The 25,123-nt window shown below is 52.7% G+C and carries 15 protein-coding genes; 7 read left to right on the forward strand and 8 right to left on the reverse strand.

From position 1 onward, the window contains the following. The first annotated feature begins 102 nt into the window (after window positions 1–102). The 4 genes from C6A40_RS25000 (at window position 103) to speA (ending at window position 2,744) form a co-directional block, all read left to right on the forward strand. A complete protein-coding gene (locus tag C6A40_RS25000; protein ID WP_045335271.1) occupies window positions 103–273 on the forward strand; it encodes a hypothetical protein in 171 nt (56 codons plus the stop codon). 116 nt (window positions 274–389) lie between these two features. Then, on the forward strand, window positions 390–533 hold the full coding sequence (locus tag C6A40_RS25600; RefSeq protein WP_418250466.1) for a hypothetical protein: 144 nt from the start codon (window positions 390–392) through the stop codon (window positions 531–533). Window positions 534–627: 94 nt separating this feature from the next. Continuing rightward, window positions 628–759, forward strand: coding sequence for an acid stress response protein YqgB (gene yqgB, locus C6A40_RS06435; protein ID WP_127312443.1), 132 nt, complete (start codon window positions 628–630; stop codon window positions 757–759). An 8-nt stretch (window positions 760–767) separates the two neighbouring features. Then, window positions 768–2,744, forward strand: coding sequence for a biosynthetic arginine decarboxylase (speA, locus tag C6A40_RS06440; RefSeq protein ID WP_008499744.1), 1,977 nt, complete (start codon window positions 768–770; stop codon window positions 2,742–2,744). Between the two features lie 52 nt (window positions 2,745–2,796). Here the strand turns inward: speA and C6A40_RS06445 are convergent, their stop codons facing one another. The 6 genes from C6A40_RS06445 to C6A40_RS06470 all read right to left on the reverse strand — a co-directional run bounded on the left by C6A40_RS06445 (window position 2,797) and on the right by C6A40_RS06470 (window position 17,844). Beyond that, window positions 2,797–11,088 carry a two-partner secretion domain-containing protein gene (locus C6A40_RS06445; protein WP_045335224.1) on the reverse strand — a complete coding sequence of 2,764 codons (8,292 nt, stop codon included), beginning with the start codon at window positions 11,086–11,088 and terminating at the stop codon, window positions 2,797–2,799. Between the two features lie 14 nt (window positions 11,089–11,102). Continuing rightward, on the reverse strand, window positions 11,103–12,836 hold the full coding sequence (locus C6A40_RS06450; RefSeq protein ID WP_045335225.1) for a ShlB/FhaC/HecB family hemolysin secretion/activation protein: 1,734 nt from the start codon (window positions 12,834–12,836) through the stop codon (window positions 11,103–11,105). Window positions 12,837–12,853: 17 nt separating this feature from the next. Beyond that, window positions 12,854–13,864 carry a fimbrial protein gene (locus C6A40_RS06455; RefSeq protein WP_023294518.1) on the reverse strand — a complete coding sequence of 337 codons (1,011 nt, stop codon included), beginning with the start codon at window positions 13,862–13,864 and terminating at the stop codon, window positions 12,854–12,856. A gap of 6 nt (window positions 13,865–13,870) precedes the next feature. Then, window positions 13,871–16,453, reverse strand: coding sequence for a fimbria/pilus outer membrane usher protein (locus tag C6A40_RS06460; RefSeq protein ID WP_052686624.1), 2,583 nt, complete (start codon window positions 16,451–16,453; stop codon window positions 13,871–13,873). Window positions 16,454–16,485: 32 nt separating this feature from the next. Continuing rightward, window positions 16,486–17,190 carry a fimbrial biogenesis chaperone gene (locus tag C6A40_RS06465; RefSeq protein WP_225828762.1) on the reverse strand — a complete coding sequence of 235 codons (705 nt, stop codon included), beginning with the start codon at window positions 17,188–17,190 and terminating at the stop codon, window positions 16,486–16,488. Window positions 17,191–17,283: 93 nt separating this feature from the next. Further along, the gene (locus tag C6A40_RS06470) at window positions 17,284–17,844 is read right to left on the reverse strand and encodes a fimbrial protein (protein ID WP_008499738.1); all 561 of its coding nucleotides are present in this window, start codon (window positions 17,842–17,844) and stop codon (window positions 17,284–17,286) included. Window positions 17,845–18,292: 448 nt separating this feature from the next. Here C6A40_RS06470 and speB point away from each other — a divergent pair, with 448 nt between their 5' ends. Beyond that, on the forward strand, window positions 18,293–19,213 hold the full coding sequence (gene speB / locus C6A40_RS06475) for an agmatinase (protein ID WP_008499737.1): 921 nt from the start codon (window positions 18,293–18,295) through the stop codon (window positions 19,211–19,213). A gap of 50 nt (window positions 19,214–19,263) precedes the next feature. Here the strand turns inward: speB and C6A40_RS06480 are convergent, their stop codons facing one another. After that, window positions 19,264–20,532 (reverse strand): OprD family outer membrane porin, encoded by a 1,269-nt coding sequence (locus tag C6A40_RS06480; protein ID WP_008499736.1) that lies wholly within the window; start codon window positions 20,530–20,532, stop codon window positions 19,264–19,266. A 209-nt stretch (window positions 20,533–20,741) separates the two neighbouring features. After that, window positions 20,742–21,500, reverse strand: a complete 759-nt coding sequence (gene loiP / locus C6A40_RS06485; RefSeq protein WP_021242066.1) for a metalloprotease LoiP — start codon at window positions 21,498–21,500, stop codon at window positions 20,742–20,744. Window positions 21,501–21,772: 272 nt separating this feature from the next. On the opposite strand from loiP, the gene tkt reads away from it, so the two are divergent. Together tkt and epd are read left to right on the forward strand one after the other, a co-directional pair. After that, window positions 21,773–23,764: a transketolase gene (gene tkt / locus C6A40_RS06490; RefSeq protein WP_021242065.1), complete on the forward strand. Its 1,992-nt coding sequence runs from the start codon at window positions 21,773–21,775 to the stop codon at window positions 23,762–23,764. Window positions 23,765–24,093: 329 nt separating this feature from the next. Beyond that, the gene (gene epd / locus C6A40_RS06495) at window positions 24,094–25,113 is read left to right on the forward strand and encodes an erythrose-4-phosphate dehydrogenase (protein WP_032675470.1); all 1,020 of its coding nucleotides are present in this window, start codon (window positions 24,094–24,096) and stop codon (window positions 25,111–25,113) included. Window positions 25,114–25,123 lie beyond the last annotated feature (10 nt).

The following is a 25,123-nucleotide window of genomic DNA, read 5'->3' on the forward strand; positions in this document are numbered from 1 at the left end:
GCTGCTGTGTGGAATAGCCAAAGGAGATAATTCTACCAAGGCCTGCAGGTTTTTGACACTGGCAGTATGAGTGTTAATCAGTATAGATGGATTAACATCTGGATGGCTATTTTAGGTCACTTCTTCACCCGATTTCCAGTTTTTTTTGACTCATCTCTCACTCAGTTGAAATTGCTGCTGGCAAAAATTCCTGACGGTGCTGGCAACACGCGCATTTTTGTTTTGCTTTTTAGCCCCCTTCTCGGTATAAAACGCGGCGCGCGGCTCATATAAAATAAGCGCTCGATGAACTCATCGTGTCGCCACTTCCAGCCGGGTAAAGCAGTGAACTTTTAGCTTTGGCTTGGGGTCCGTTTCAGCAGAGGCGGCCGTGGAGGTGATACGAGATAATGAACCATCGTTTTCCGCTAATTCAGCGCAGCCGTTCTGGCGCGCATTTGATTCCCGCAACCCGCATTTCTAGTCTGCAAACCTGCCGATGTTATACCCATCTCGGCGCTTCTCAGGATTCCAGGGCCGGTCACGCTTTGTGAAAACTGAACAAGGGCGCTCTTGTTAATACAAGAGTTTTCTCGTGGTTTCGCCGAACCTTGTCATACAGAGTTCGGATACGTGTTTTACAATGATATGAATAAGAAACCGGTCGCACGGTCTGGATTTCAGCATACTCTGCTGGGAAACGGAGCCGTTTATGGGTTGTTATCGCCGTATAACGCTGCGATAGTAGTCAACTGTTTTACACTTAATACAAAGAGTTGAGGTTCGCTATGTCTGACGACATGTCTTCTTTTTCGCCTTCGTCAGCGGGCGAACAGGGTGTACTACGTTCTATGCAGGAGGTTGCGATGAGCTCCGAGGAAGCCAGCAAGATGCTGCGCACTTACAATATTGCCTGGTGGGGCAATAACTACTACGACGTCAACGAACTGGGCCATATCAGCGTCTGCCCGGATCCGGACGTCCCTGAAGCGCGCGTGGATCTCGCCAAACTGGTGAAAGCCCGTGAGGCTCAGGGCCAGCGTTTGCCTGCACTGTTCTGCTTCCCGCAGATCCTGCAACATCGCCTGCGTTCGATTAACGCCGCGTTCAAACGCGCGCGTGAATCCTACGGCTATAAAGGCGACTACTTCCTGGTTTACCCGATCAAGGTAAACCAGCACCGCCGTGTGATTGAATCTCTGATCCACTCCGGCGAGCCGCTGGGGCTGGAGGCGGGTTCCAAAGCCGAACTGATGGCCGTGCTGGCGCATGCGGGGATGACCCGTTCAGTGATCGTCTGTAACGGCTATAAAGACCGTGAATACATTCGTCTGGCGCTGATTGGCGAGAAGATGGGCCACAAGGTCTATCTGGTTATCGAGAAGATGACTGAAATCGCCATCGTGCTGGAAGAAGCCGAGCGTCTGAACGTGGTGCCGCGCCTTGGCGTGCGTGCGCGTCTGGCGTCGCAGGGTTCCGGAAAATGGCAGTCCTCCGGCGGTGAAAAATCCAAGTTCGGCCTGGCGGCCAACCAGGTGCTGCAGCTGGTAGAAATTCTGCGCGAGCGTGGTCGTCTGGACAGCATTCAGCTGCTGCACTTCCACCTCGGCTCGCAGATGGCCAACATTCGTGATATCGCCACCGGCGTGCGAGAGTCGGCGCGTTTCTACGTTGAGCTGCACAAGCTTGGCGTGAATATTCAGTGCTTCGACGTGGGCGGCGGCCTGGGCGTGGACTATGAAGGGACCCGCTCACAATCTGATTGTTCCGTGAACTACGGCCTGAACGAATACGCGAACAACATCATCTGGGCGATCGGCGACGCCTGTGAAGAGAACGGCCTGCCGCACCCGACGGTGATTACCGAATCCGGTCGCGCGGTGACCGCGCACCATACGGTGCTGGTCTCTAACATTATCGGCGTTGAGCGCAGCGAAACCACCGAAGCGACGCCGCCGGCAGACGATGCCCCGCGTTCCCTGCAAAGCATGTGGGAAACCTGGCAGGAGATGCACGAGCCGGGCACGCGTCGTTCCCTGCGCGAATGGCTGCACGACAGCCAGATGGATCTGCACGACATTCACGTCGGCTACTCTTCAGGCACCTTCAGCCTGCAGGAGCGCGCGTGGGCAGAGCAGCTCTATTTGAATATGTGCCATGAAGTGCAGAAGCAGCTCGACCCGAGCAACCGCGCCCACCGTCCGATAATCGACGAGCTGCAGGAGCGTATGGCGGATAAGATTTACGTCAACTTCTCGCTGTTCCAGTCGATGCCGGATGCCTGGGGTATCGATCAGCTGTTCCCGGTTCTGCCGCTGGAAGGATTGAATCATGCCCCGGAACGTCGCGCGGTGCTGCTGGACATCACCTGCGACTCTGACGGCGCCATCGACCACTACGTGGACGGCGACGGTATCGCCACGACGATGCCAATGCCGGAATACGACCCGGAGAACCCGCCAATGCTGGGCTTCTTTATGGTCGGCGCGTATCAGGAGATCCTCGGCAACATGCACAACCTGTTCGGCGATACCGAGGCGGTCGACGTGTTTGTCTTCCCTGACGGCAGCGTGGAAGTTGAGCTGTCTGACGAAGGGGATACCGTGGCGGACATGCTGGAATACGTTCAGCTGGATCCGAAAACCCTGCTCACGCAGTTCCGCGACCAGGTGAAAAACACCGGGCTGGACGATGCGCTGCAGCAGCAGTTCCTGGAAGAGTTTGAAGCGGGTCTGTACGGATATACGTATCTGGAAGACGAATAACGTTCGAAAGGGGCGTTAAAAAAGGGTCTGACGAAAGTCAGACCCTTTTGTTTTAGCTGTACTGCTCGTCGGTGAAGGTAATGGTTACCGGAGCATAGATATCAATCGGTCGATCGATTTGCAACGCCTTCCACTGTGGACGCGCGTTCATCGCACCTTTGCTCATGTCGCCATTCCACTTCTTGTGTTCCGGCGTTTTCGGCATGTCCATCCCGGTCTGACCGGTGGACGACCCCGGAGAAAGCTTAACCTCATTCCCTTTGGTGTTGCTGGATGGCGCAACGCCGTTGGTCATGTCGCCATTCCACTGCTTGTGTTCCGGCGTTTTCGGCATATCCATCCCGGTCTGACCGGTGGACGAACCCGGCGAGAGCTTGACGTCATCGCCTTTGGTGTTGCTGGATGGCGCAACGCCGTTGGTCATGTCGCCATTCCACTTCCTGTGGTCCGGTGTTTTCGGCATGTCTTTACCGGTTTTACCCGTTGCAGAGCCCGGAGAGAGCACCGGATAGTTAGTTTCCGGTACGGCCCATTTCTTCACTGGCGTAACCGTTGTGGCTTCTGGTTTCGCTTTTGGCGTAACCGTTGTGGCTTCTGGTTTCGCTTTTGGCGTAACCGTTGCGGCCTCTGGTTTCGCTTTTGGCGTCAGCGGCTGGGACGTTGACGGCGCAACGTTTGGCACGGCTTCACTGCGTGCGGTTTCAGACGCGACGGCCTCCTTATGGACCACCGAAGAGGCGGACGTGGAGGTCGTTGTCGCCGTCGTTTTCTCAATCGTCATATGCTGAGAATCAGACGTTGTACGCGTCGTGGTTGTCGTCTGCTGCTGCGTTGAGCCTGGCTTAGTCGGCGTACACTTCTGAGGGCAGCCGCCATCGTCCGTATGGCCGTCATCCGGCTTCGCTGGAGTATCGCTGTCTGCGTCAGCGCCGCTTTTCTTCTTCTTACGAATCCCCGGATCGGCAAGCGTGTAGGAAATGTTATTTCCTGCTTCTTTCTCATCACGCGTGACAACCGACATTTCATCTTTATTGGTATTGAGATCGCCATTCACTGCCGCACTGGTGGTGTCACCCACGGCGATAGTGGATTTCTGCGTTTCGTTGTAGTGAATTTCATCCACGGTGTCGACGTAGATGTTACCGGAAGGCACTACGCCATTGCTCAGGCCAATGCCGCCACCGCCGTACAGACCATCCTGCTCAACGTGGTCTTCCAGCGTTTTCGCATTGATATCACCCGCAACGTTCACCGATCCGGTGCCATCCTGAGATACCAGATTAGCCCCGGTCATATTGAGGTCGCCTCCGGTTTTCACATTCAGCTCGCCGCTGGTATTGATACCGGATTGCTTCGCTGTTTTAGACGAATCGTAACTTTCAGAGCCGCCGCCCCCGTTGACGGACGCGTTCGGGATGATGCCCGCTGCCGAGACGGAGATGCCCACAGAAGCGCCCCAGTTACCGCGGCTGCTTTCGGTGTGCTCGGTATTCTGCACGGAGGTGATATTCATATCGCCTGCAACGTTAACATCCGCTTTTTCTGCATCGATGTTAGCGCCCTTCATGTTCATATCACCGCCAGCGTTCACTGTCACCGTGTTGCCGTTGATAGTACTGTTCTTATACGACGTAGAGTTACCCGAGCCGTGTTCCGTACTGCCGTTGTAATCGACTGAAATACCGCCGCTTGCGCCAGTTATATCCACTCCCACGCCTGCGGTAAGACCGCCTTTGTGTTTTTCGGTTTCATTGGTGTAAGAGGTTGTTGATTTCGCTGCGTTAATGTCCACATTACCACCCGCATTGATCTCCGTATTCTGCGAGTTCACGTTCACGCCGTTGAGCGTGGTATCGTTGGTCGAATTAATGCTGACGTTTTTAGCATTAATATTGGTGGTATTCTCCGCCGTTGCGGTGCGCGTTTCTTTCGTTTTTGTCGTGTTCCCGCCGAAAGTGACGGAGCCGCCAGCAAGATCGTTTAGCATGATGTTGGACACATCGCCCAGCACTTCCGCCGTCGTGGTTCCGCTGTTAATCGACTGGCCTTGCTGCGATTTATCAATGAGATTCCCGGTTTTGTCGATCGCATCAACTACCGCACTGTGGGCCTCACCTGAAACACCGACAAAGCGGTCTTTATGTGTGACGGTGGTTTTGGTTTCATCCTCGTATTTGGTGCTTGCGACATCCTTCGCGTTAATGCTGAGCTTATCTCCAGCGGAGAGGTCAGCGCCGCCAATATCCGCCGTTTTTCCTGCATTTACGGAACCGGAATCGGTAAAATTAATGGACGCGTTGGTGTTCTGCTTGCTCTGGGTCGACACGGTATCGGTTGTGTCTTCCATACCCACCCTGAAACCGGCAGTATCGGTGATCGGTGCGCGGCCCGGTTTGGCACCAATCGCGGAGGTTTCAGAATTACCGCCTGCGCTGGTGTAGTCGCCAGAGGTGGTATTTTTTGTGGTGCCGTCGTTTTTGCCGTAGGAAGCCGAGGCGGATTTACCGGCGCCGCTGATGCCGGCCTCAGCAACAAACTGGCGAGACTGTGTGGTGTGTTCCTCAGCGGACACGTTTTCAGACGTCTTTATCTCAACGTTTTCTGCCGCGTTGATGGAGCCGCTTTTCGCGTCAATGCTGCCGCCTTCGATGACCACATTCTTGCTGGCATCAATCTGCACATTGCCGCCAGCCTTGACGGTTGCGCCGATAGCTTCGCCGGTCACCGTTTTGGTGTCGGTGGTGGTATAGCTGGACAGACCGTTGATCTCGGTATTGATGGTACGGTTAGAATCAATCTGATGCAGGTCGTTGAAGGTGACGTCACCTTCGCTCGCCTTCATATTCACGTCCTGGCCTGCCGTAATATCAGCCGCGTTGGAAGTGATGGTTTTCGCCTGCATGTTGATACTGCCGCCTGCGGTGACGCCATCATCGTGCGCATGAATCTTCTGCTTGCCGTCTTCGCCGTGTCCGACAGATGCGGTCAGGGTGATGTCGCCCTTTTCAGCCTTCATGTCAATGTCGCCACCGGCGTTCACTGCCGCGCCGTTTGAGGCAATGCTGCCATTTTCCGACGTCATTGAGACGTTACCGCCCGCCGAGATGCCAGCATCTGTCGCATTGCTGATGTTGTTAATATCCCCTTTGGATTTCAGCGTGACGTCACCCTTAGAGGAGAGGGTACCGTTCACGTTGTTAATGGCGGTGGCATCAACTGAAAGGCTATTTCCGGCTGCAATGGACGCTGTGCCTTTACTGATATCACCGTTAGCCAGCTGGCTAAGGGTTTCAGGGCAAAGGTAGACCACCGGCACCAGCACTTCCGTCCCTTTGATGTTCTGGCTCACGAACCAGACGATATCCTGGGTCAGCCCATTGCGCTGCTCTTCGCTCAGAGGCTGTCCCACCACCAGATTTAGATCGCTGTTTTTCGCCGCAATACCGGCGTTATCCATCAGGTTTTGTACCAGCGCATCGCCTTCAAGACCGTCTCGTATCGCAAACATGCTGCCTACGGAGCGGCTGATCTCTCGACGAATCAGTTCGGAGATAAAGTAGTTATCGCCAATGACGTTAACGGTTTCGGTGGTAGTGTAATCCACCTTGTCGAAATAGTAGTCAGAGCCGCTGTACTTGCTCTGATCGATCATTTCCGGGCGCGTTTCGAAAATCGGAATGATGTGGTTGGCCGGGCCGCTGTATTCGGTACCGTTTTTCGCCGCCTCAGAGGCTTTTTTGAATTCGTCAGTGACTTCAAACATGCCCGGCAGAGAGACCAAATCCTTGATGGTCGGCAGTGGGCTGATCCCCATGGCCAGTTCATTCAGCTTTTTGGTATTGATGGCAACATCATAGCCCGCGACGGCGGTGTCGATGGTGTAGTCACCCACGTCGATATTCTCAATTTTGGCGTTTTCTTTGATTGTGCCAGCGTTAGCCAGGCCGTTATCCAGCGTGCCGCCATTGTGCGTAAAGTTACGACCCGCCGTGATTTCACCTTTTTCTGAAGGCACGAAGTAGATCATATTCGTCTTCAGAGGGGTAATGCTGGTGTCATTGCTTACCAGGTTATGCCATGCCGTGTTCAGGGTCGCGTAATCTTGCGAATTCCACGTTTCACCAAACACTTTGCTCATGACGTAGTTGAGCTGGGTTGAGTCATTCGCGGCGTCGAGAAGCGATTTATAGCTACGCTCTCTGTTTGGATCCTGGGTACCGCTTTTGGTTGCAGGTGCGCCGTCACCAAAGATGAAATCAAGGTATTGATAGAGCGAGTTGAAGGTCAGCGTCGTGTAGTGCTCTGCTGCCACCTTCCAGTAGTCGGTCAGTACTATCGGTTGCTCAAGGATGAGATTCAGATAGTCATACATGGATTCGGAGGTATAGGTTGGCGAGTTCAGCAGATTACCCGTGATGGTGATATCACGTCCCGCCTGGATCAGGCCGCCGTTATTTTTAACCTCTTTTTCGTCGAAAATGCCGCGCTGGTTAATATTAATATCTTTCCCGGCGCTGATTTCGCCGAGCTTACTCATAGCGATATCTGACGCCAGAACCGGGATGTGCAGAACCGTGGTAATCCTGACCTGCGTCATCACATTATCAATACCGGCCCATTGACCCACGGCATCCTGCGTTTGGGTTTGCGAAATGGTGCCACCCGTATAGGTGCTCTGGTTTTCCAGAGAGGCCGCATCAATATTGATGTTCTGTTCGGAGCGAATGATCCCGGCGGAGTTGATAATCGTTTTCGCGATGAGCGACATGTCACCCATGCTCAGCACGTTACCGTTATAGTCATTAACAAAGGCACCGTCGTGGGCATTAATATCCATCTTCCCTAACGACCAGAGCAGGCTGTTGCTGTTGTTCATTACCTCATTAGCGTTGATGTGTAAATCACCCCCCGTGACCACAGACTTGCTGTTGATCACCTTACCGTCTGCCTGGAGCGTCAGGTTGCCGATGGCTTCCATCATGGTGTTGTTGTACAGCGTACCTTCCGTGCTGAGCGTCATATCATGACCTGCACGAATACTGCGGTTATTGTCATTCAGCGCGATGGAGTCTTTTACCTTGAGCAATAAATCATGACCCGCTTCGAGGATGCCATTGATGTTATTGAATGAACCGGTATGGATGTTGAGGTCGTTTCTGGCAGAGGTCGTGCCGGAATCATGATTATTCAGCTGCGAGGCATTAATCGTGATGTTATTCCCGGCGATCAGGGCATTTTTTTCGTTGCTAATCGTCCCGCCCGCTACGTTAAGGTTCGTATTGTTGGCACCCGATAGTACCGCTGCATTGGCGTTGATCAGATTATTAGCGACATTAACTGACAGATCGCTCTGCGTCGACACAATCACCGCCTGTTCGGTGTTAAGCATGTTTTGCGCATTGATCGTAATGTCGCCGCCCGCCACGAGAGTGGACACCGACTGCTGCCCGTCCTCTGCGGTGAGGCTGCCAATGTTGCTCAACGTGTTGGCGACAATCTCCAGCGGGCCGTTTACAGCCTGAATGACACCGGCCGTGCGGTTGGTCAGAACGCCGATGGCGTTCAGCACCGTCTGCATATTGGCGGAGATGACCGCGCCGTCGCTGTTGATGAGCGACTCAACGTCTTCAATCGTCAGGTTACGCAGTGCAGCTAAAACATGCCCTTCACCTGTGTTGGCCAGGTTTTTGACGTTGCGAATAATCAGATCCAGACCTGCCTGAACCACACCGTCGTTTTTCAGCTCCTCAACGGCATCGATCGCGATATTGCCATTGCCGATAATCACCGAGCGGTTGTTTAACGTCTTCACGCCGCTGATATTCAGATTGCCCTCAGAGGCAATCACTGCATCGCTGCTGTTATTAAGCGTCGTGGTCGTCGCGATCGAGAGCGCATTATCCGATTTAATCATCGATGCGCCGCTGTTATTAAGGGTACCTACGTTTCTCAGCGTGGTATTTCCAGCACCGAATAGCGTTGCACCTTCAGTGTTATTGAGGGTGTTCACATCGGACAGTGACAGCGTGCCGTCAGAAATCACAAAACTGCCGGTGTTATTCAGCGTGTTGAGATGGGTAAGTTGCAGCGTCTTGCTGGCATACAGCGTGGCGGCGTTAAGGTTATCGACGGTGCTGACGCGATCGAGCGTCAGGCTACCGGCCTGAATGGTTGAGGCGTCGTTAAGCAACGATGTCGCTGTAACGGAGAGGTTTTCTCTTGCCGCAATCAGCGCGTCATGGGTGTTAGAGAGGGTGGAAATTCCGCTGGCATTGATATTATCGCCCTGGATCAGCCCATCGTCATTGTGTACTGCCAGCGCGCCGTCACCCTTTATGGTGAGGTTCTTCCCGGCAATAATGCTGCCTTTTTGACTATTCTGTAGCTCTTTTTTGACATCAAGCTGCATGTCAGTGGTCGCACTCAGCGTGCCGGCCTGGTTTTTCAGATTCGCGGTTGCGATGGTCAGTTTCTCGCTGGCACTGATGGTGCCGCTGTTACTGACGGTTGCACTGGCTTTACGGGTCTGGGTGGAGACATTACGTCCTGCAATACGTCCGGTATTGCTGAGCGTGTCGCCGCCGGATGCCAGCGTCACGTCATGCTTGTTGCTGGCAATGGTGCCGTCGTTGACGATGTTACCGTCGGCATCAATGAAGATCAGCGCATCGTTACCGCTCAGGGTGCCGCTGTTTGAAACCTCACCGTTGACCTTAATGCGTATCTCACCGCTATTAGCGCCAATATGACCACTGTTGTTCAGGGCGCTGGCGGTCATAACCAGGTTTTTATCCGCGTAGAGGCGGCCTGCGTTGTCGAGATGGCCGACAGACAGCGTCTGGGCGTTGCTGGCATACAGGATGCCATTGTTCTTCATTGAACCTGATGCAATCCAGATATCCCCTGTGGCGCTGACGGAACCCTTGTTTTCAAACGCACCGGTCAGGTTGAACTGCAGCGTCCCTTTCTTCGCGAGAATAACGCCTTCATTGTTAGTCATGCTGCCCGCGGTAACGTTGACATTACCACTGTTGCTGACGATCTCCGCATCGGAGACGAGGGTGCTGAAGGGCACCTGCTGGCCATTCTGGATGACGACAAAATCGCCATTTTTTAACGTCACGACGCCACCGGAAATGACAGCGCCGTTAGCATCCAGCGCTTTTAGTTTTCCGGAAAGGGTGTACTGCCCGGCAACATTAATCTGAATGGCGGGTACCGCTGTTGTGGCACTGTTTTGCGCAATGATAGCAGCCGTATTTTGCAGCAGGGTTGAGGCATCAATTCGGATTGTGCCGTTACGGGAGATAACGTCGTTATTCACCGTCATGCCAGAGAGCGCATGCAGGATAATATTATTTTGCGCTTCTGTACTTCCGGTGCCGCTGCTGTTTTTGTTCAGGGCAATATTGTTGCCGCTGACAGTGACATTTTTATCGCTGCGTAAACCTGTCAGCGTCACGTCGCCGTTCGCACTGATCTCAATGTCACCCGTGGCAATAATACTGCCCTCATGACGGACGCCTGCGCCGGATTCGGTGCTGATAAGCTGAATTTTACCACCGTACATTGACCCCATCGCCCGACCGTCAATCGCGACATCCGGCGTATGGCCGTCACCCGTGGCGCGAGTCGTGTGCTGGCGGCTGGAGAGATCGTAATCGTTCTGCCCGGCAACTACCTTAACGTCCGCCTGGCCGGCAATTTCACCTTCCAGTTTTGCACTTCGGCTGACAATGTCGAAGTAGCTTAGCCCTTCGGTAGAAATGCCTTGCCCTGTGAGAGACACGGTGCCTTTTTCAACAGCTAGTTTATAGTTGCCGTCCTCTTTCATCTGCACCTTACCGGTACTCAGCGTCAGGCTGTTGGCATTAATGGTGGTGGCGCCGTTAACGCTAATACCGTTTTGGTTAGCAACGATCACGTCCGCTTTTCTGCCGAAGACTTCCATCGTCCCGTTAATATAGGACGCCTGGGCTCCCGTCACTTCACTGATAATTGCTTTTGCTTCATGCTCAAGCTGGGCGTTTTTAACCGTGTAACCCCCGATCTTAGACACACCATCCTGCATGCTGTTGTTAAAAATAAGGCCATTTTTATCAACGTTAAACTGGTCGAATTTATTATGCGAGACGCCTTTCGCATTCGGATCGGTGATATTCACGACTGGCGTGCCGTTAGCCGCCTGACCCATTGTTGGCCCTTTACTCTGGCTGGCATCCGGCACCGTTGCGGCTTCGGCATTAGCTGCGAGAATACCCGCTATTGAAATAAAAAGTGGGCAAAGGTGTTTATGCAAATTCCCTGCGGTTAGCTTCGTTTTTGAGGTTTTATTATTGCTCATAAAAATTCCTTAAATTAGAACGTTACTTCCATCTTGTAATAAACGACCGTGTTATCGACGGTATTCTCTTCCAGTGAATCTGGTTTTTTTATAGGCCAGCCCGCGAGGACATACGTTGAAAAATGGCTACCGGTAGCTTTAATCCCGACAGAGCCACCCATCATGAATTGGCTATCACATACGTTGACGCCTTTCGGGCAATTATCTTTGGCAAAGCCCAGGTCATAACCTACATAGGGAATAAGCTGATAGATACCGCCGACGCCAACATCGAATGGAAACTGCAGGGTATTGGCGATCCAGCCGCCGCTATCAACCAGCAGGCTATCGTCCTTGAAGCCGCGTACGGTGAATTCATCGCCCAGCGTTAATTTTGCATCGCTAACCAGTACGTTCGGGGTGTACTGGAACCCTGCGTTGAGTTCATACACGCCACCTAAACGGCCAGACTGAAAAAGCGGACGCGTCCAGCTGGCAATGCCGTTGTACTTGACGTAATCAAGGTCAAACCCTTTAAGGTCGGCATCGTTTTTCCAGGCGGAACCAAACCAGGGAACCGCTGCCGTCACGCCCACATCGCCATAGAACCAGCCGTTCATCAGAGCGCCGACCCAGGTAGCGCCCGACGAAATCGAGGTATAGGTTTTAGAGCTGACGTCTATACGCTGGTTTTCAATGCTGTTGTTGCTATTACGTCTTTCAACTTTTGCCCACCAGCTGGTTTTACCCGTGGCGTTACGGCCGAGCATGCGGCTGACACGCAGAGAAGCACGGTCAGAATCTCCGTCAGAAGCGTAGCTGGCGTTATTGCCGGCAAGCGTTTTGTCGTAGCTGGATTTGTAATAAAGCGCGTCAAACGACCAATAACCCAGTGGGATGCTGTAACTCGTTGACCACGAATCCTGATTATCCTGGTTATTCTTCAGGTTATTCCATGAATAATAAACGTTGAAAATATCATTGATGCCGGCAATGTTTTTAGCGGTTACGCTGCCATAATACTGCTGCCAGCCGTCAGCCTTAAAGCCAGAGTTGTTAAGACCCGCGGTGACCGAAAGAGGGAATGCAGGCACGTGCAGCAGATTAAGATCGGAATAGCTGTTTATAACAGACGGTTGAATTTCAATATTGTCGTTAGGGTAAACGCGCAGCAGGTTTTCGACCATTTGATCGACATCCTGCATGTTCAGAATCTTGTCTTGCGCAAAAGGATAGGCAGTGAACATGCGCGTGCGTTCACGGAAGGACGGCGCTTGCCCGTTAACCTTAAGATCGTGTATTTTTCCCCACATCACCCGCAGAGAGAGTGTGCCCGTTTTGATATTACCGGGCTCAACACCAATCAGCGTCGTGGCATAACCACGAGAAATATAAAAATCGGTCAGTTCTTTGGCCAGTTCAAATATTTCTGTTCGACCGAGCATTTTGCCCTCATAGCGATCGATAATCGCCTGACGCTGCGGTGAGTTGTCAAACTGCGTATCATCAAGGATGACAATATGATTGACCTGAAATTTCCAGTTCGAGTCGCTGCTGGCCAGGGTTTGATCTCCGGCTTCGCGCATTTTTTTTTGTTGCTGGATTAACTGCTCGGTCCGCTTGGCTTCTTCTATTAATGCCTGGCTGGTTTGTCTTTCGAGACGATCCAGTTCCTGTTTATTTTGCTGACCAGGGAGTGCCGCCGTAGCGTGAGCCACAGGAATGAACGGCACTAATAAAAGTGCATATTTTGAAAAACGCTGAAGCACGAATCTCTCCTTGATAATTATCTTAAAGCCATGGTGTATTGAATTGCGCCGACCACCCTGCCAGCACTTAATGAGTTTTCGCGATTAACCTCGGCAGGAACGAATATCTGGGCCTGATAGTTTTTAGTTAAGCGGGATGAAACCTGGAAAGGGTATTCTTTTCCAAGAACAAGGGCCGATGAGACATAAGGGCTGGATTTTTCGTAAACCATAATCGCGAAATTTTTCGCGTAGCCTTCGCCGGTCTCGACGCCCAAAAGACCGTTCATTGATGCGAATTTGGTATTGATCAGGGAAGAGAAAGTTAAGCCAACTTGTGCCTGTTCCGGGCATGTGATGGTAATAGAAAAGTCCTTTTTATCACCTTGATAATTTAGCGTATTCTGGAATGAGGCAATACTGTAGGTCCCCAAATCGACGTTGGTCGACGAGGGATAAATGGAACATGAACGCGTATTTACTTTAATTGGCGCTGAGAAATTGATAGTAAGAATACGAAGCGCATCCTCTGGCGTGAGCAAAGGTTTGACTTTTACGTTAACCATTTCGCCGGCAGGGATCTCGGATTCTCCCTGATTAATATTACCTGTCTGCACGAACTCTACCAATACGGTGCTGTTGTCGATAGAACAGCTCGGGCTGCAGGTCACCGGAGAGCCGGAGTTACCCGGCACCCAGGTGTTCCCTGCGTTGGCTGGCCATTTCATCCGAATACCGATACCCGGAATTTCGGTTGTATAGACTTTATCTACCGAGGAAGAGAGATAATTTCGGCTGTAAGCGGTGTGCCACTGCGTTTGCGTTGATTCATCACAGATATATTTGATGTTAGGTGCAGTATACGTTTTCGACCATAAGACCGTTCCAGTGGAGCCTTTATCCGCAGGGTTTAACGTAATGTCGTCTGTAATATTTAAAACCTTTTCCACGCCTTCGAGTCTGCACGCTGAGGCTTTTGCTTCAAGGGTAAACATCCATAAAACGGATAATAAAACGAGATAAAGCAGAGTAGTAATGTATTTATTCATTTTCTGTTAAAGGCCTTTGCAGAGAATATCTATCGCATTAAAGGAGGCGGCTTTATTCATGTTGCGGGTGTTTCTGTTATCAGAAAGGTGATTGACTTCTGCTGAGCACGCGTTCATCACCTTATTACTATTCCATTTAATAACGATCGGCTTGCCAGGTTCAGGTAAGGTCAGCATTGCCAGGCCACCCTGTCCGACCATACCGAGCGTGGTATTGCTACCATCGGTAATGGATGCGCCGAAGGGGATCTTTTGCCCGGAGGCATGTGTGAAGCGCACAAAGGTCTGTTGCTTCTGCAGTGTTTCCATTTTGATATGCACGGCGGCACCGGCGGTTGGCACAATGCTCTTACGCGTATCCTCTACATCGACACTCATTGATGTACCTTTTGGATCAATGAAGACATCGTTGTATCTGTAAGGCGTCAGATAGCCGACAATCCCGTAGCCGTTATCTTTAATGACCGCATTTGAATCAGGGTAAACTCTTGCCCCTTCAGCGCCTTTGGCCTCTATCACGCCAATGGTGTCGCCTAACGTTGGGGTCAAATTGATACCGCCACGGTGCACAACCACGCCACCGTTCATGTTCAAACCGCCCATGAAGCTATGGAGGGACTGGCTGAACGCGACGCCGCCGGAAGCGCTATCGCCCACATAAGACAGGTTGGTACCGAAGTTGGTTTCCGGCCTGCTGGACTCGCTGAAATAGCCGCTAAAGCCATACTGCGATCGCTCGCCGGCCGAGCCGCTGAGCGAGGTGCGGATGGTGGCCTCATCACTGTTGTAGCTAAAGTTTGCTCCCAGGCGAGCCTGTTTTTCATAACGATGGCCGAGCGGCATAGATACGCTCAGGTAGATCGTATCGTCGTGACCACCGTCTTCATTGTTGGTTCGGCCAAGCGAAATGCCCCAGGTCGACGAGCCAAACCGGTTGTTGTATCCCAGCGCGTAGTTGGATTTTTCCGTGCGGCCCAGTTCATCGTTCCAGATGTTGCCGATGAAACCACTGACGTAGAAACTTCCCCAACCCGCAGGCAGCATCTGGTTGATGTTTGCTTCCAGGCGTTCACGATAGCGTTCGGGTAAATATCGGTCGTTACCATGCTCCAGCGCCTGCTTCACGCTGACGGCATCCGACAGCGAGTAGTAATTTTTACTGGAGTAGCGGTAACCCACCAGGCTGAAATTTGTCCCGGTTTCGGAAAGATTTTTAGCAAGGCTGATACGCAGGGACATGTCACACAGTGAGCCGCAGTCATCGCTCCCGGTGCTGGAGTTAAAGTTCGTATAAGAGCGGGTAACGTCCAGGCCTAATGCCCCCAGCGGGGTATTGATAGCCACACCACCCAGCAGGGCGTTGTAATCGCCATCAAACGCGGTTTGAGCGCCTACGTAACCGGTCAGATTATTAAGCAAACCGTACTGAAGCGTGCCTTCCGTCATCCACGGATCATCGGCAAGAAATGTGTTGCGGATTTCACCCGAGGAGACCGAATAGCGAAAATAGCCTTCGCGCAGCAGCTGCGGAACGCTGGAGTAGGGGACGGTAAAGGAATTGATGGTGCCATCGGTCTCTTTGACGGTGACTTCCAGATCGCCGTTGTAGCCCGTTGCATAGAGATCGCTGATGGCAAACTCGCCTGGGGGAACCACTTTTTCATAGAGGGTACTGCCGGACTGCTTGATGGTGACCGTCGCGTTGCTGTTGGCAAAACCACGAACGACAGGCGCATAGCTGCGCACGGAATCCGGCAGCATGCGATCGTCGGTGGCGAGTCTGACGCCGCGAATGGCCGTTGTATCAAACATCTCCCCGCTGGTGTTGAGATCGCCCAGCACCACTTCAGATTGCCAGGCCGCAATTCCCCGGCTGGCAAATGCCTGCAGATGATCGACCCCTTCATCCTCAATATCATTGCCGAGGTTCAGGGTGTCATAGGTTACAAAACGCCACGCACCGAGCGTCATAGCGGTTTGCAGGTTACCAAAGAGATAGTTGCTGGTTTCACCTAACTCACGGTTGCGCGTGCTTGAACCACTCAGCGCGTAGGAGGCCATGAGGGTAGGTTCACCGTCATCCCATAGTTCAGGGCTGATATAACCCTCTGGTGTATTGAGCAGCATCGCCTGCGGAACGGTGACATCCAGGCGCTCATCATCCTGGTTGTAGGTGACGGTGGCGCCGGGGATAAGCGTTTCGAGGATCAGGCAGCGGCCCGTCTTCCAGTTTTCCGGCAGTTTGCTGGTATCGACATCAAAGCGGATAATCATTTCCGGCGTCATGCAGGCATTTACGCCCTGCGTATTGTTTGCCGGAATAAATGAAATGGGCCAGGTTCCTAATTTCCGCAAGTTGCTAAATACTTCCAGTTTGTAATCACCTGGCTGGATTTTATCTACCCCGTCGAACTGGCTAAGGTCTAATCCACTGTCATAGAAATTCATAAAGCCGCGAGAAAAGTTTACCGCTTTTTTTTCTGTTTCTGCGTTAACCTGGCCTGAAATGCACAATGCCAGAATCATTATCTGGCCAAGGGTACTTTTCGCTTTTTTGAGAAGCCTGTATTTATTATGGCGTGCGGACATTTGACCTTCCGAAAGGTAGAACGTATAAAAAGTTAAAAGTTATAGGTGCGCTTAATATATGCGCCTAAATCAGTGATATAATTGTATTTAAATATGCCGCGTCCACTCACTGCGCTCACCTGCGGAAAGTGATAAACCAGCGTTCCATAAGGGACAATCATGTCACCGGGGATCTCAATGTCTTTATTGTCGGCATTCGTTAGCCACACGCTCGTCATGCTCACGTGGAAAGGCGAATTATTGGTTCCCACCACGTCGTAGCCCTTTGCCACTTTACGCAGTTCCCACTTCAGATCGTCGCCCGCCTGCATGGGATTGCCTTTCAGGCCCGCAGGGCGATAGAAAAATTTGATCATCGTGCGGAACGCCATTTTTATCTGATTCCGATCCGCCTCTTCCGGCAGTTCAGGTGGAATATCCAGCACGTTTAGCCAGAGCAGGGTTTCGCGATCTTTCGGGTATTTTCCTGCGGCTTCCTCTGTCTGGAATATACGGAAAACTTTCCCTTTCTGACCGTTTACGCGCGCAGCGGGAGGGTTGATAAAGAACGGAAGATTCTCCTTCTCCGTCCCATCGGTTTTGTCGGTGCTGGAAAGCCAGACCTGCACCAGCTCCGGGTTTTTACTGAGGTTATTTACGCGAACGGTTTGTTCACTCTCGTTTGCATTGAATGCCACACGAGTTGTTAAAATTTGTATAGTGGCGTTGGCGCAGGGGAACCACGTCAATGTCACCATTAACATTACTTTGAGAATATTACTGACCATCAGGCTCAACGTTCCTAAATGTGGCAGGGAAAGCAGTGGGATAACTCCCACTGCTCAAAGGTCTTACTGGTACTTAATGGAATAAATGACGTCAGTGGTGACTTTACCGGCCGTTGCCGCACCGCCGGTGGCAACGTACTGCGCCCAGTAGTCGAAGCGAGCGGTATTACCCGAAATGACCGCTGTTTTCGGGTTATTGTTTGCGGTGTTCAGATCCAAAACAGCTTTGCTGGAATCTAACAGACCGATTTCAACTTTATCGGCACCACCCGTGGTAACGGTGTTTTTCAGGTTACCGGTCGCGGTGTTGATATTGGTGCTCTGTGCCAGTTCGAAGAAGACGCTGGCGACTTTGTTGTTGGTGCAATTTGAGCCGCTCAGTTTAATGAAGAATGGCGTGTCTCCCGCGCGCTGACCCGCAGTGGCCAGCGCGGTGGTGCTGACGCTTGGCAGATGCACGGTGAAATCAGGAGAGGTGGATTCACCCTGTGCGTCACCGCCTGTAATAATACAGGTGGCGTCACTGATCGTTCCGTCAAAGGTAATTGTGCCATCTTCTGCCGCTGCTGCAGAACCCGCTCCCGCCAGAATGGTAAAAAGACCAATTTTTAAATATTTGTTCATAGATAATTCCATTTAGACATAAATTTTAATAAAGCGGCGGGATTGTAGGGAGTAAAAAAAGAGAAAACCACAGGATGAAACTAAATAAATTCCGAATTGAGACTGTCTCATGCTGTTTATGTATGTATGAATATGGTATGAGGTGTTTTTTTCTTTGAATTACAAGGGCGAAATAGATGGTGGGATGAATTAAATATTCACTTGGAAAATATATGGATTGTAAAGATTATAATATTTTTATGGCTATGATTTTATTTGATGAATAGGATGGGTTGTCTATATATGTTGTATTTATGAGTCGCTTGAATTTAATGGATTCAGGCGCTATTCTTAGCGCCATACAGCATTACGATATGAAACGATCCCTTCCTCGTCGGGCTTAACGACGCGGAAGGGATTTTTTTTCACCTTTAGCAACGATCGTCTATCTATGATACGAGGACAGGACATGAGCACTTTAGGTCATCAGTACGATAACTCTCTGGTATCTAACGCGTTTGGTTTTTTACGCCTTCCGATGAACTTCCAGCCGTACGACAGTGATGCGGACTGGGTGATCACCGGCGTGCCGTTCGACATGGCAACGTCAGGCCGTGCGGGTGGCCGTCATGGCCCGGCGGCGATCCGTCAGGTTTCCACTAACCTGGCCTGGGAGCACAACCGCTTCCCGTGGAACTTCGACATGCGCGAGCGCCTGAACGTGGTGGACTGCGGTGACCTGGTGTACGCCTTTGGCGACGCGCGTGAGATGAGCGAAAAGCTGCAGGCCCACGCCGAGAAGTTGCTGGCTGCCGGTAAGCGCATGCTCTCCTTCGGCGGCGACCACTTCGTGACCCTGCCGCTGCTGCGCGCCCACGCGAAGCACTTTGGTAAAATGGCGCTGGTGCACTTCGATGCCCACACCGACACCTACGCCAACGGCTGTGAGTTTGACCACGGCACCATGTTCTTCACCGCGCCGAACGAAGGTCTGATCGACCCGAACCACTCCGTGCAGATCGGTATTCGCACTGAATTCGACAAAGACAACGGCTTCACCGTGCTGGATGCGGGTCAGGTTAACGATCGCGGTGTTGATGACATCCTCGCGCAGGTGAAGCAGATCGTGGGTGATATGCCTGTGTATCTGACCTTCGACATCGACTGCCTGGATCCGGCATTTGCACCGGGTACCGGTACGCCGGTGATCGGCGGCCTGACCTCAGACCGTGCCATCAAGCTGGTGCGCGGCCTGAAGGATCTTAACATTGTCGGGATGGACGTGGTGGAAGTGGCGCCTGCGTATGACCAGTCCGAGATCACTGCGCTGGCCGCAGCGACCCTGGCTCTGGAAATGCTCTACATCCAGGCAGCCAAAAAAGGCGAATAAGCCTCTTCTGGCGTAAAAAAACCTCTCCCTGGAGAGGTTTTTTATTGCCTTTAAAACACGTTAAACGGGTATTCCACGTAAGCGCGGATCTCGTCCCCACCCACGTTATAATCGCTGGCGTTGCTGGAGACGCGCAGTACGGAATAGCGCAGTTTCAGTTTCAGATCCTTCGCCGGACCATCCTGCACCTGGTACTGGATCTGATTAAACCACTCGTGCTCTTTGCCGTTGCTGGTTTCTGCGGTTTTGATGTTATCCCCGCGCACGTAGGCGGTGGTCCAGCTCAGACCCGGCAGGCCAAGGCCACCAAAGTCCAGACCGTAGGATGCCTGCCAGGAACGTTCATCTTCGCCGTTAAAATCAGACCAGTAGGAGTTTGCCAGCCAGATGGTGTTACCGCCATCACCCACGCCGCCCTGGTCGCGGTAGCCGCCGTAGTTGTAGCCGGTGCTGCCGCTGCTCTGCTGGTACGCCACTTTGAACGTGTGGATATCCCAGATGTAGCTCGCCGCCAGGCTCCAGATAGCGTTGCTGCGGCCCGTGTCGAGGCTGTCCGCATAACTCTGGTCCAGACGGGAGTTATAACCGTTGAAGTCGAGCACCAGCTGCTGCCCGGTGCTGAACGGCTGTTTGAAGTTCAGGCCCAGATATTGCTTGTTCATCACCTCTTCATTGTGAGAGGCGTAAAACGCGCCGCTGAACTGGTCGTTGAACTGGTAGCTCGCGCCGCCGAAGGAGAGGCTCTTCAGCCCGCTGTCGTGGCGGTCGTCACTTTTACGCTGCTCGTCCGTGAAATAACCGGCATTGATTTCCAGACCATCGATCTCTTTTGAGGTCAGCATGGTGCCGGTATAGCTTTCAAACAGCAGGCGGGAGCTGTCGGCATTCACGATAGGCAATTCTGGTCGCTGATTCCCGTAGCTCAGTACGGTATTCGAGATGCGCATTTTGGCGGTTGCGCCAAACTTTGCCAGATCGGATTTTGCCCGGCCGTCGTCTTCCTGCTTAAAGAAGTCGATGCCGCCCGCGCCGCTCTTGCCGCGGCCGCCGTCCAGGCGCACGCCGTATTGAGCAATACCGTCCACACCAAAGCCAACCGGTCCTTCGGTATAGCCGGATGCAAACGTGGCGATGATCCCCTGACCCCATTCGGCTTTGTCCTGCTGGCCCTGATGATAATCACGGCTGATATACGCATTGCGTAAAAACAGGTCCAGATGGCTGTCGTCAATAAAACCCTGGCTGTCGGATTGCTGACTTGCAGCGGCAGGTAATGCGGCAAATAAACTTAAAGCAATTAATGATAATTCTTTTTTCACGGAGGGAACGTCTCTGTCTGGATATATTAATTGAATAACTGCAGGGGGGATAATTACCGGAAAAAGTGACCTTTGCAATAATTATGTGACCAGGTGTTTCGATGTGACAGGGCAGATTTGGCGGGGCTTTCAGGGGTGTTATCGATACGTGCTGTTAAGTTAACAATTCATGCGAAATAAAAAGGAGGCAAAACTGCCTCCTTCTGAAATTATTTAATTCCGTCTGCGGCCATACGGTCGCGAATATGCTGTGCGCGTTCTTCTGAGGCAGGGTGATCGTCAAACATAGAGCTTTGACGTCCCGCTTCCAGCTTGGCCAGTTTTTCGAAGCTGGTGGCTAAACCGGATGGATTAATGCCGCGTTTGCGCAACAGATCGTAGGAGTAGTCATCCGCTTCGGACTCCTGGCGCTGGGAGAACTGAGAGTTCACCAGCTTTTCACCTACGTCGCCCAGCTGTGACTGCGACAGGCTGCCAACGATACCGCCTGCAGAGGCCGCCGCTGCGCGGATGGCATTGGTGCCCAGGGCTACCTGCATCCCTTTCTTCACGTGGCCCAGGGCAACGTGGCCCATTTCATGGCCGATAACCGCTTCCACTTCGTTGTCGGTCATCATGTCCATCAGCCCGCTGTAAACGCGGATACAGCCGTTTGCCATCGCGAAGGCGTTGACGTCTTTCGCCATGTACACCTTGTAGTTCACCGGCTGGCCGTTGATGTTATCGCCCAGCGCGGAAGCAATCTTATTCAGACGCTGCGTGTAGGTACTGTTAGCCGGCGCAAGCGTGGCTTTTCCGTCCATATCTTTACAGGCCTGGTCGCTCAGCGCTTTTACCTGCGCATCGCTCAGGGAATAGGCCTGAAAGGCCTCTGCGCCTGACGTCATCAGACCGTTAGAGTCCATATTCTGACAGCCGCTCAGCAGGAGCGTTGTACCCAGGGCCAGCACTATTGCACGCATTTTCATGAGGTTGCTTCCGTACTCGTTAATCTGAATAAAATCCGAAAAGTGCACCGTCAGCGAAGCCGGTGTCGGGCTAAGTATAAGGAATATCTACAGGGCCGGGCGAGCAGATTGCGCAACATGCGAGCATGATCCAGAGATTTCTTAACAAGCAAAAGAATGCTCCATGTACATGACTTGCGGCTTGGGTTACATTGTTGGCACTTTTTTCCGGCGTAGCCCAAAACGCGCTGTCGTCAAGGGCATGGCCTTTAACAGTCCGATCTGGAGTTAAAATGTCCTCACGTAAAGAGCTTGCTAATGCTATTCGTGCGCTGAGCATGGACGCAGTACAGAAAGCCAAATCCGGCCACCCGGGGGCCCCTATGGGTATGGCTGATATCGCCGAAGTTCTGTGGCGCGATTTCCTGAACCACAACCCGCAGAACCCATCATGGGCTGACCGCGACCGCTTCGTGCTGTCAAACGGCCACGGCTCTATGCTGATCTATAGCCTGCTGCACCTCACCGGCTACGATCTGCCTATCGAAGAGCTGAAAAACTTCCGCCAGCTGCACTCCAAAACTCCAGGTCACCCGGAAGTGGGCTACACCGCTGGCGTAGAAACCACCACCGGCCCGCTGGGTCAGGGTATTGCTAACGCTGTGGGTATGGCGATTGCTGAGAAGACCCTGGCGGCGCAGTTCAACCGTCCTGGCCACGACATCGTTGACCACTTCACCTACGCGTTCATGGGCGATGGCTGCATGATGGAAGGCATTTCTCACGAAGTGTGCTCCCTGGCAGGTACCCTGAAGCTGGGTAAACTGGTTGCATTCTATGACGACAACGGTATCTCCATCGACGGTCACGTTGAAGGCTGGTTCACTGACGACACCGCTGCACGTTTCGAAGCCTACGGCTGGCACGTTGTGCGTGGCGTTGATGGCCACGATGCTGACTCGATTAAACGTGCAGTAGAAGAAGCGCGCGCAGTGACGGACAAACCGTCCCTGTTGATGTGCAAAACCATCATCGGCTTCGGTTCTCCGAACAAAGCGGGTACGCACGACTCCCACGGCGCGCCGCTGGGCGACGCGGAAATCGCACTGACCCGCGAAGCGCTGGGCTGGAAATACCCTGCATTCGAAATCCCATCTGAGATCTATGCTCAGTGGGATGCAAAAGAAGTAGGCCAGGCAAAAGAAGCGGCATGGAACGAGAAGTTCGCTGCTTACGCGAAAGCCTTCCCACAGGAAGCGGCTGAATTCACCCGTCGTATGAAAGGTGACATGCCGTCTGACTTCGACGCGAAAGCGAACGAATTCATCGCTAAGCTGCAGGCGAACCCGTCTAAAATCGCGAGCCGTAAAGCGTCTCAGAATGCCATTGAAGCGTTCGGTCCTCTGCTGCCTGAATTCCTCGGCGGCTCCGCTGACCTGGCACCATCTAACCTGACCCTGTGGTCCGGTTCTAAGCCAATCAACGAAGACACTGCCGGTAACTACATCCATTACGGTGTACGTGAATTCGGTATGACTGCGATTGCCAACGGTATCTCCCTGCACGGTGGTTTCCTGCCGTACACCTCTACCTTCCTGATGTTCGTTGAATATGCGCGTAACGCCGTGCGTATGGCGGCGCTGATGAAACAGCGTCAGGTGATGGTCTATACCCACGACTCCATCGGTCTGGGCGAAGACGGCCCAACTCACCAGCCGGTAGAGCAGGTGGCTTCCCTGCGCGTGACCCCGAACATGAGCACATGGCGTCCATGTGACCAGGTTGAATCCGCGGTGGCGTGGAAATACGGCGTTGAGCGTCAGGACGGTCCTACCGCGCTGATCCTCTCCCGTCAGAACCTGGCGCAGCAGGAACGTACCCCAGAGCAGCTGGCGAACATCGCGCGCGGCGGTTATGTGCTGAAAGATTGCGCGGGCCAGCCAGAGCTGATCTTCATCGCTACCGGTTCTGAAGTTGAACTGGCTGTTGCCGCATGGGAAAAACTGACTGCCGAAGGCGTGAAGGCGCGCGTGGTTTCCATGCCGTCTACCGACGCGTTCGACAAGCAGGATGCGGCTTACCGTGAATCCGTACTGCCTAAAGCGGTTTCCGCCCGTGTGGCAGTGGAAGCGGGGATCGCTGACTACTGGTTCAAATACGTGGGCCTGAACGGCGCTATCGTCGGTATGACCACCTTCGGTGAATCTGCTCCGGCAGAACTGCTGTTCGAAGAGTTCGGCTTCACCGTTGAGAACGTTGTCGCGAAGGCGAAAGAACTGCTGTAATCGCCGTTTTGCCCGGTGGCGCTTATGCTTACCGGGCCTACAAATGGCTCGAAAGTAGGCCGGGTAAGCGCTAGCGCGCCACCCGGCTTTTTTGTAAGCAGCATTATTCCACCTAAAATGTGACGCAAGTCATATAGCTCGCTTATTCATCTGGACAGACATTCCTTTTATTCCCCGATTCGCTTATTCTTGCTGAAGCGTTTCAGTCGATTAAATGTTCGACAAATGACCAATCAATCGCAGTTTGTGACAGCAAGGATTCCCCTTCGGGCGTAGCTGGATTACTCTTTCAGCCACCTCAAACTCAGGGATTGCTTTGCAGGAGATCTATGACCGTACGCGTAGCGATTAACGGCTTCGGTCGCATCGGGCGTAATGTGGTTCGTGCTTTGTATGAATCCGGACGTCGGGCGGAAATGACCGTGGTGGCAATCAATGAACTGGCGGATGCTGCGGGCATGGCGCATTTGTTGAAGTATGACACCAGCCACGGACGCTTTGCCTGGGATGTGCGCCAGGAAAGAGATCAGCTTTTTGTGGGTGATGACGCTATTCGTGTGCTGCATGAGAACAGCATCTCCGGGCTACCCTGGCGTGAACTGGGTGTGGATGTGGTGCTTGACTGTACCGGTGTGTATGGCAATCGCGAACATGGCGAAGCGCATCTTTCTGCAGGTGCGAAAAAAGTTCTGTTCTCCCATCCCGGCAGTAACGACCTCGACGCGACCGTCGTGTTTGGCGTCAACCAGCATGAGCTGCAAGCCGAACATCGCATTGTTTCCAACGCCTCCTGTACCACCAACTGCATTATTCCGGTCATCAAACTGTTAGACGATGCGTATGGCATTGAGTCCGGCACCGTGACCACGATTCACTCCGCCATGCACGATCAACAGGTCATTGACGCTTACCACCCGGATTTACGGCGCACGCGTGCAGCGAGCCAGTCAATCATTCCGGTGGATACAAAGCTGGCTGCTGGGATTACCCGAATTTTTCCGCAGTTCAACGATCGTTTTGAGGCGATTGCCGTGCGCGTCCCGACGATCAACGTCACCGCGATCGACCTTAGCGTGACGGTGAAAAAACCGGTAAAAGCCTGTGAAGTCAACCTGTTGCTGCAAAAAGCGGCACAGGGGGCATTTCATGGTATAGTTGACTATACGGAATTACCGTTGGTCTCAGTAGATTTTAACCACGACCCGCACAGCGCCATCGTCGATGGCACGCAAACGAGGGTCAGTGGCGCACACCTTATCAAGACGCTGGTCTGGTGTGATAACGAATGGGGCTTTGCTAACCGAATGCTCGACACCACGTTAGCAATGGCTGCTCAAGGTTTCAGGTAAGGCGCATCGT

Origin of the sequence: Enterobacter sp. GER_MD16_1505_Eko_090 (assembly GCF_003331015.1) — a bacterium.
In the GTDB taxonomy this organism is placed as follows: domain Bacteria; phylum Pseudomonadota; class Gammaproteobacteria; order Enterobacterales; family Enterobacteriaceae; genus Enterobacter; species Enterobacter roggenkampii.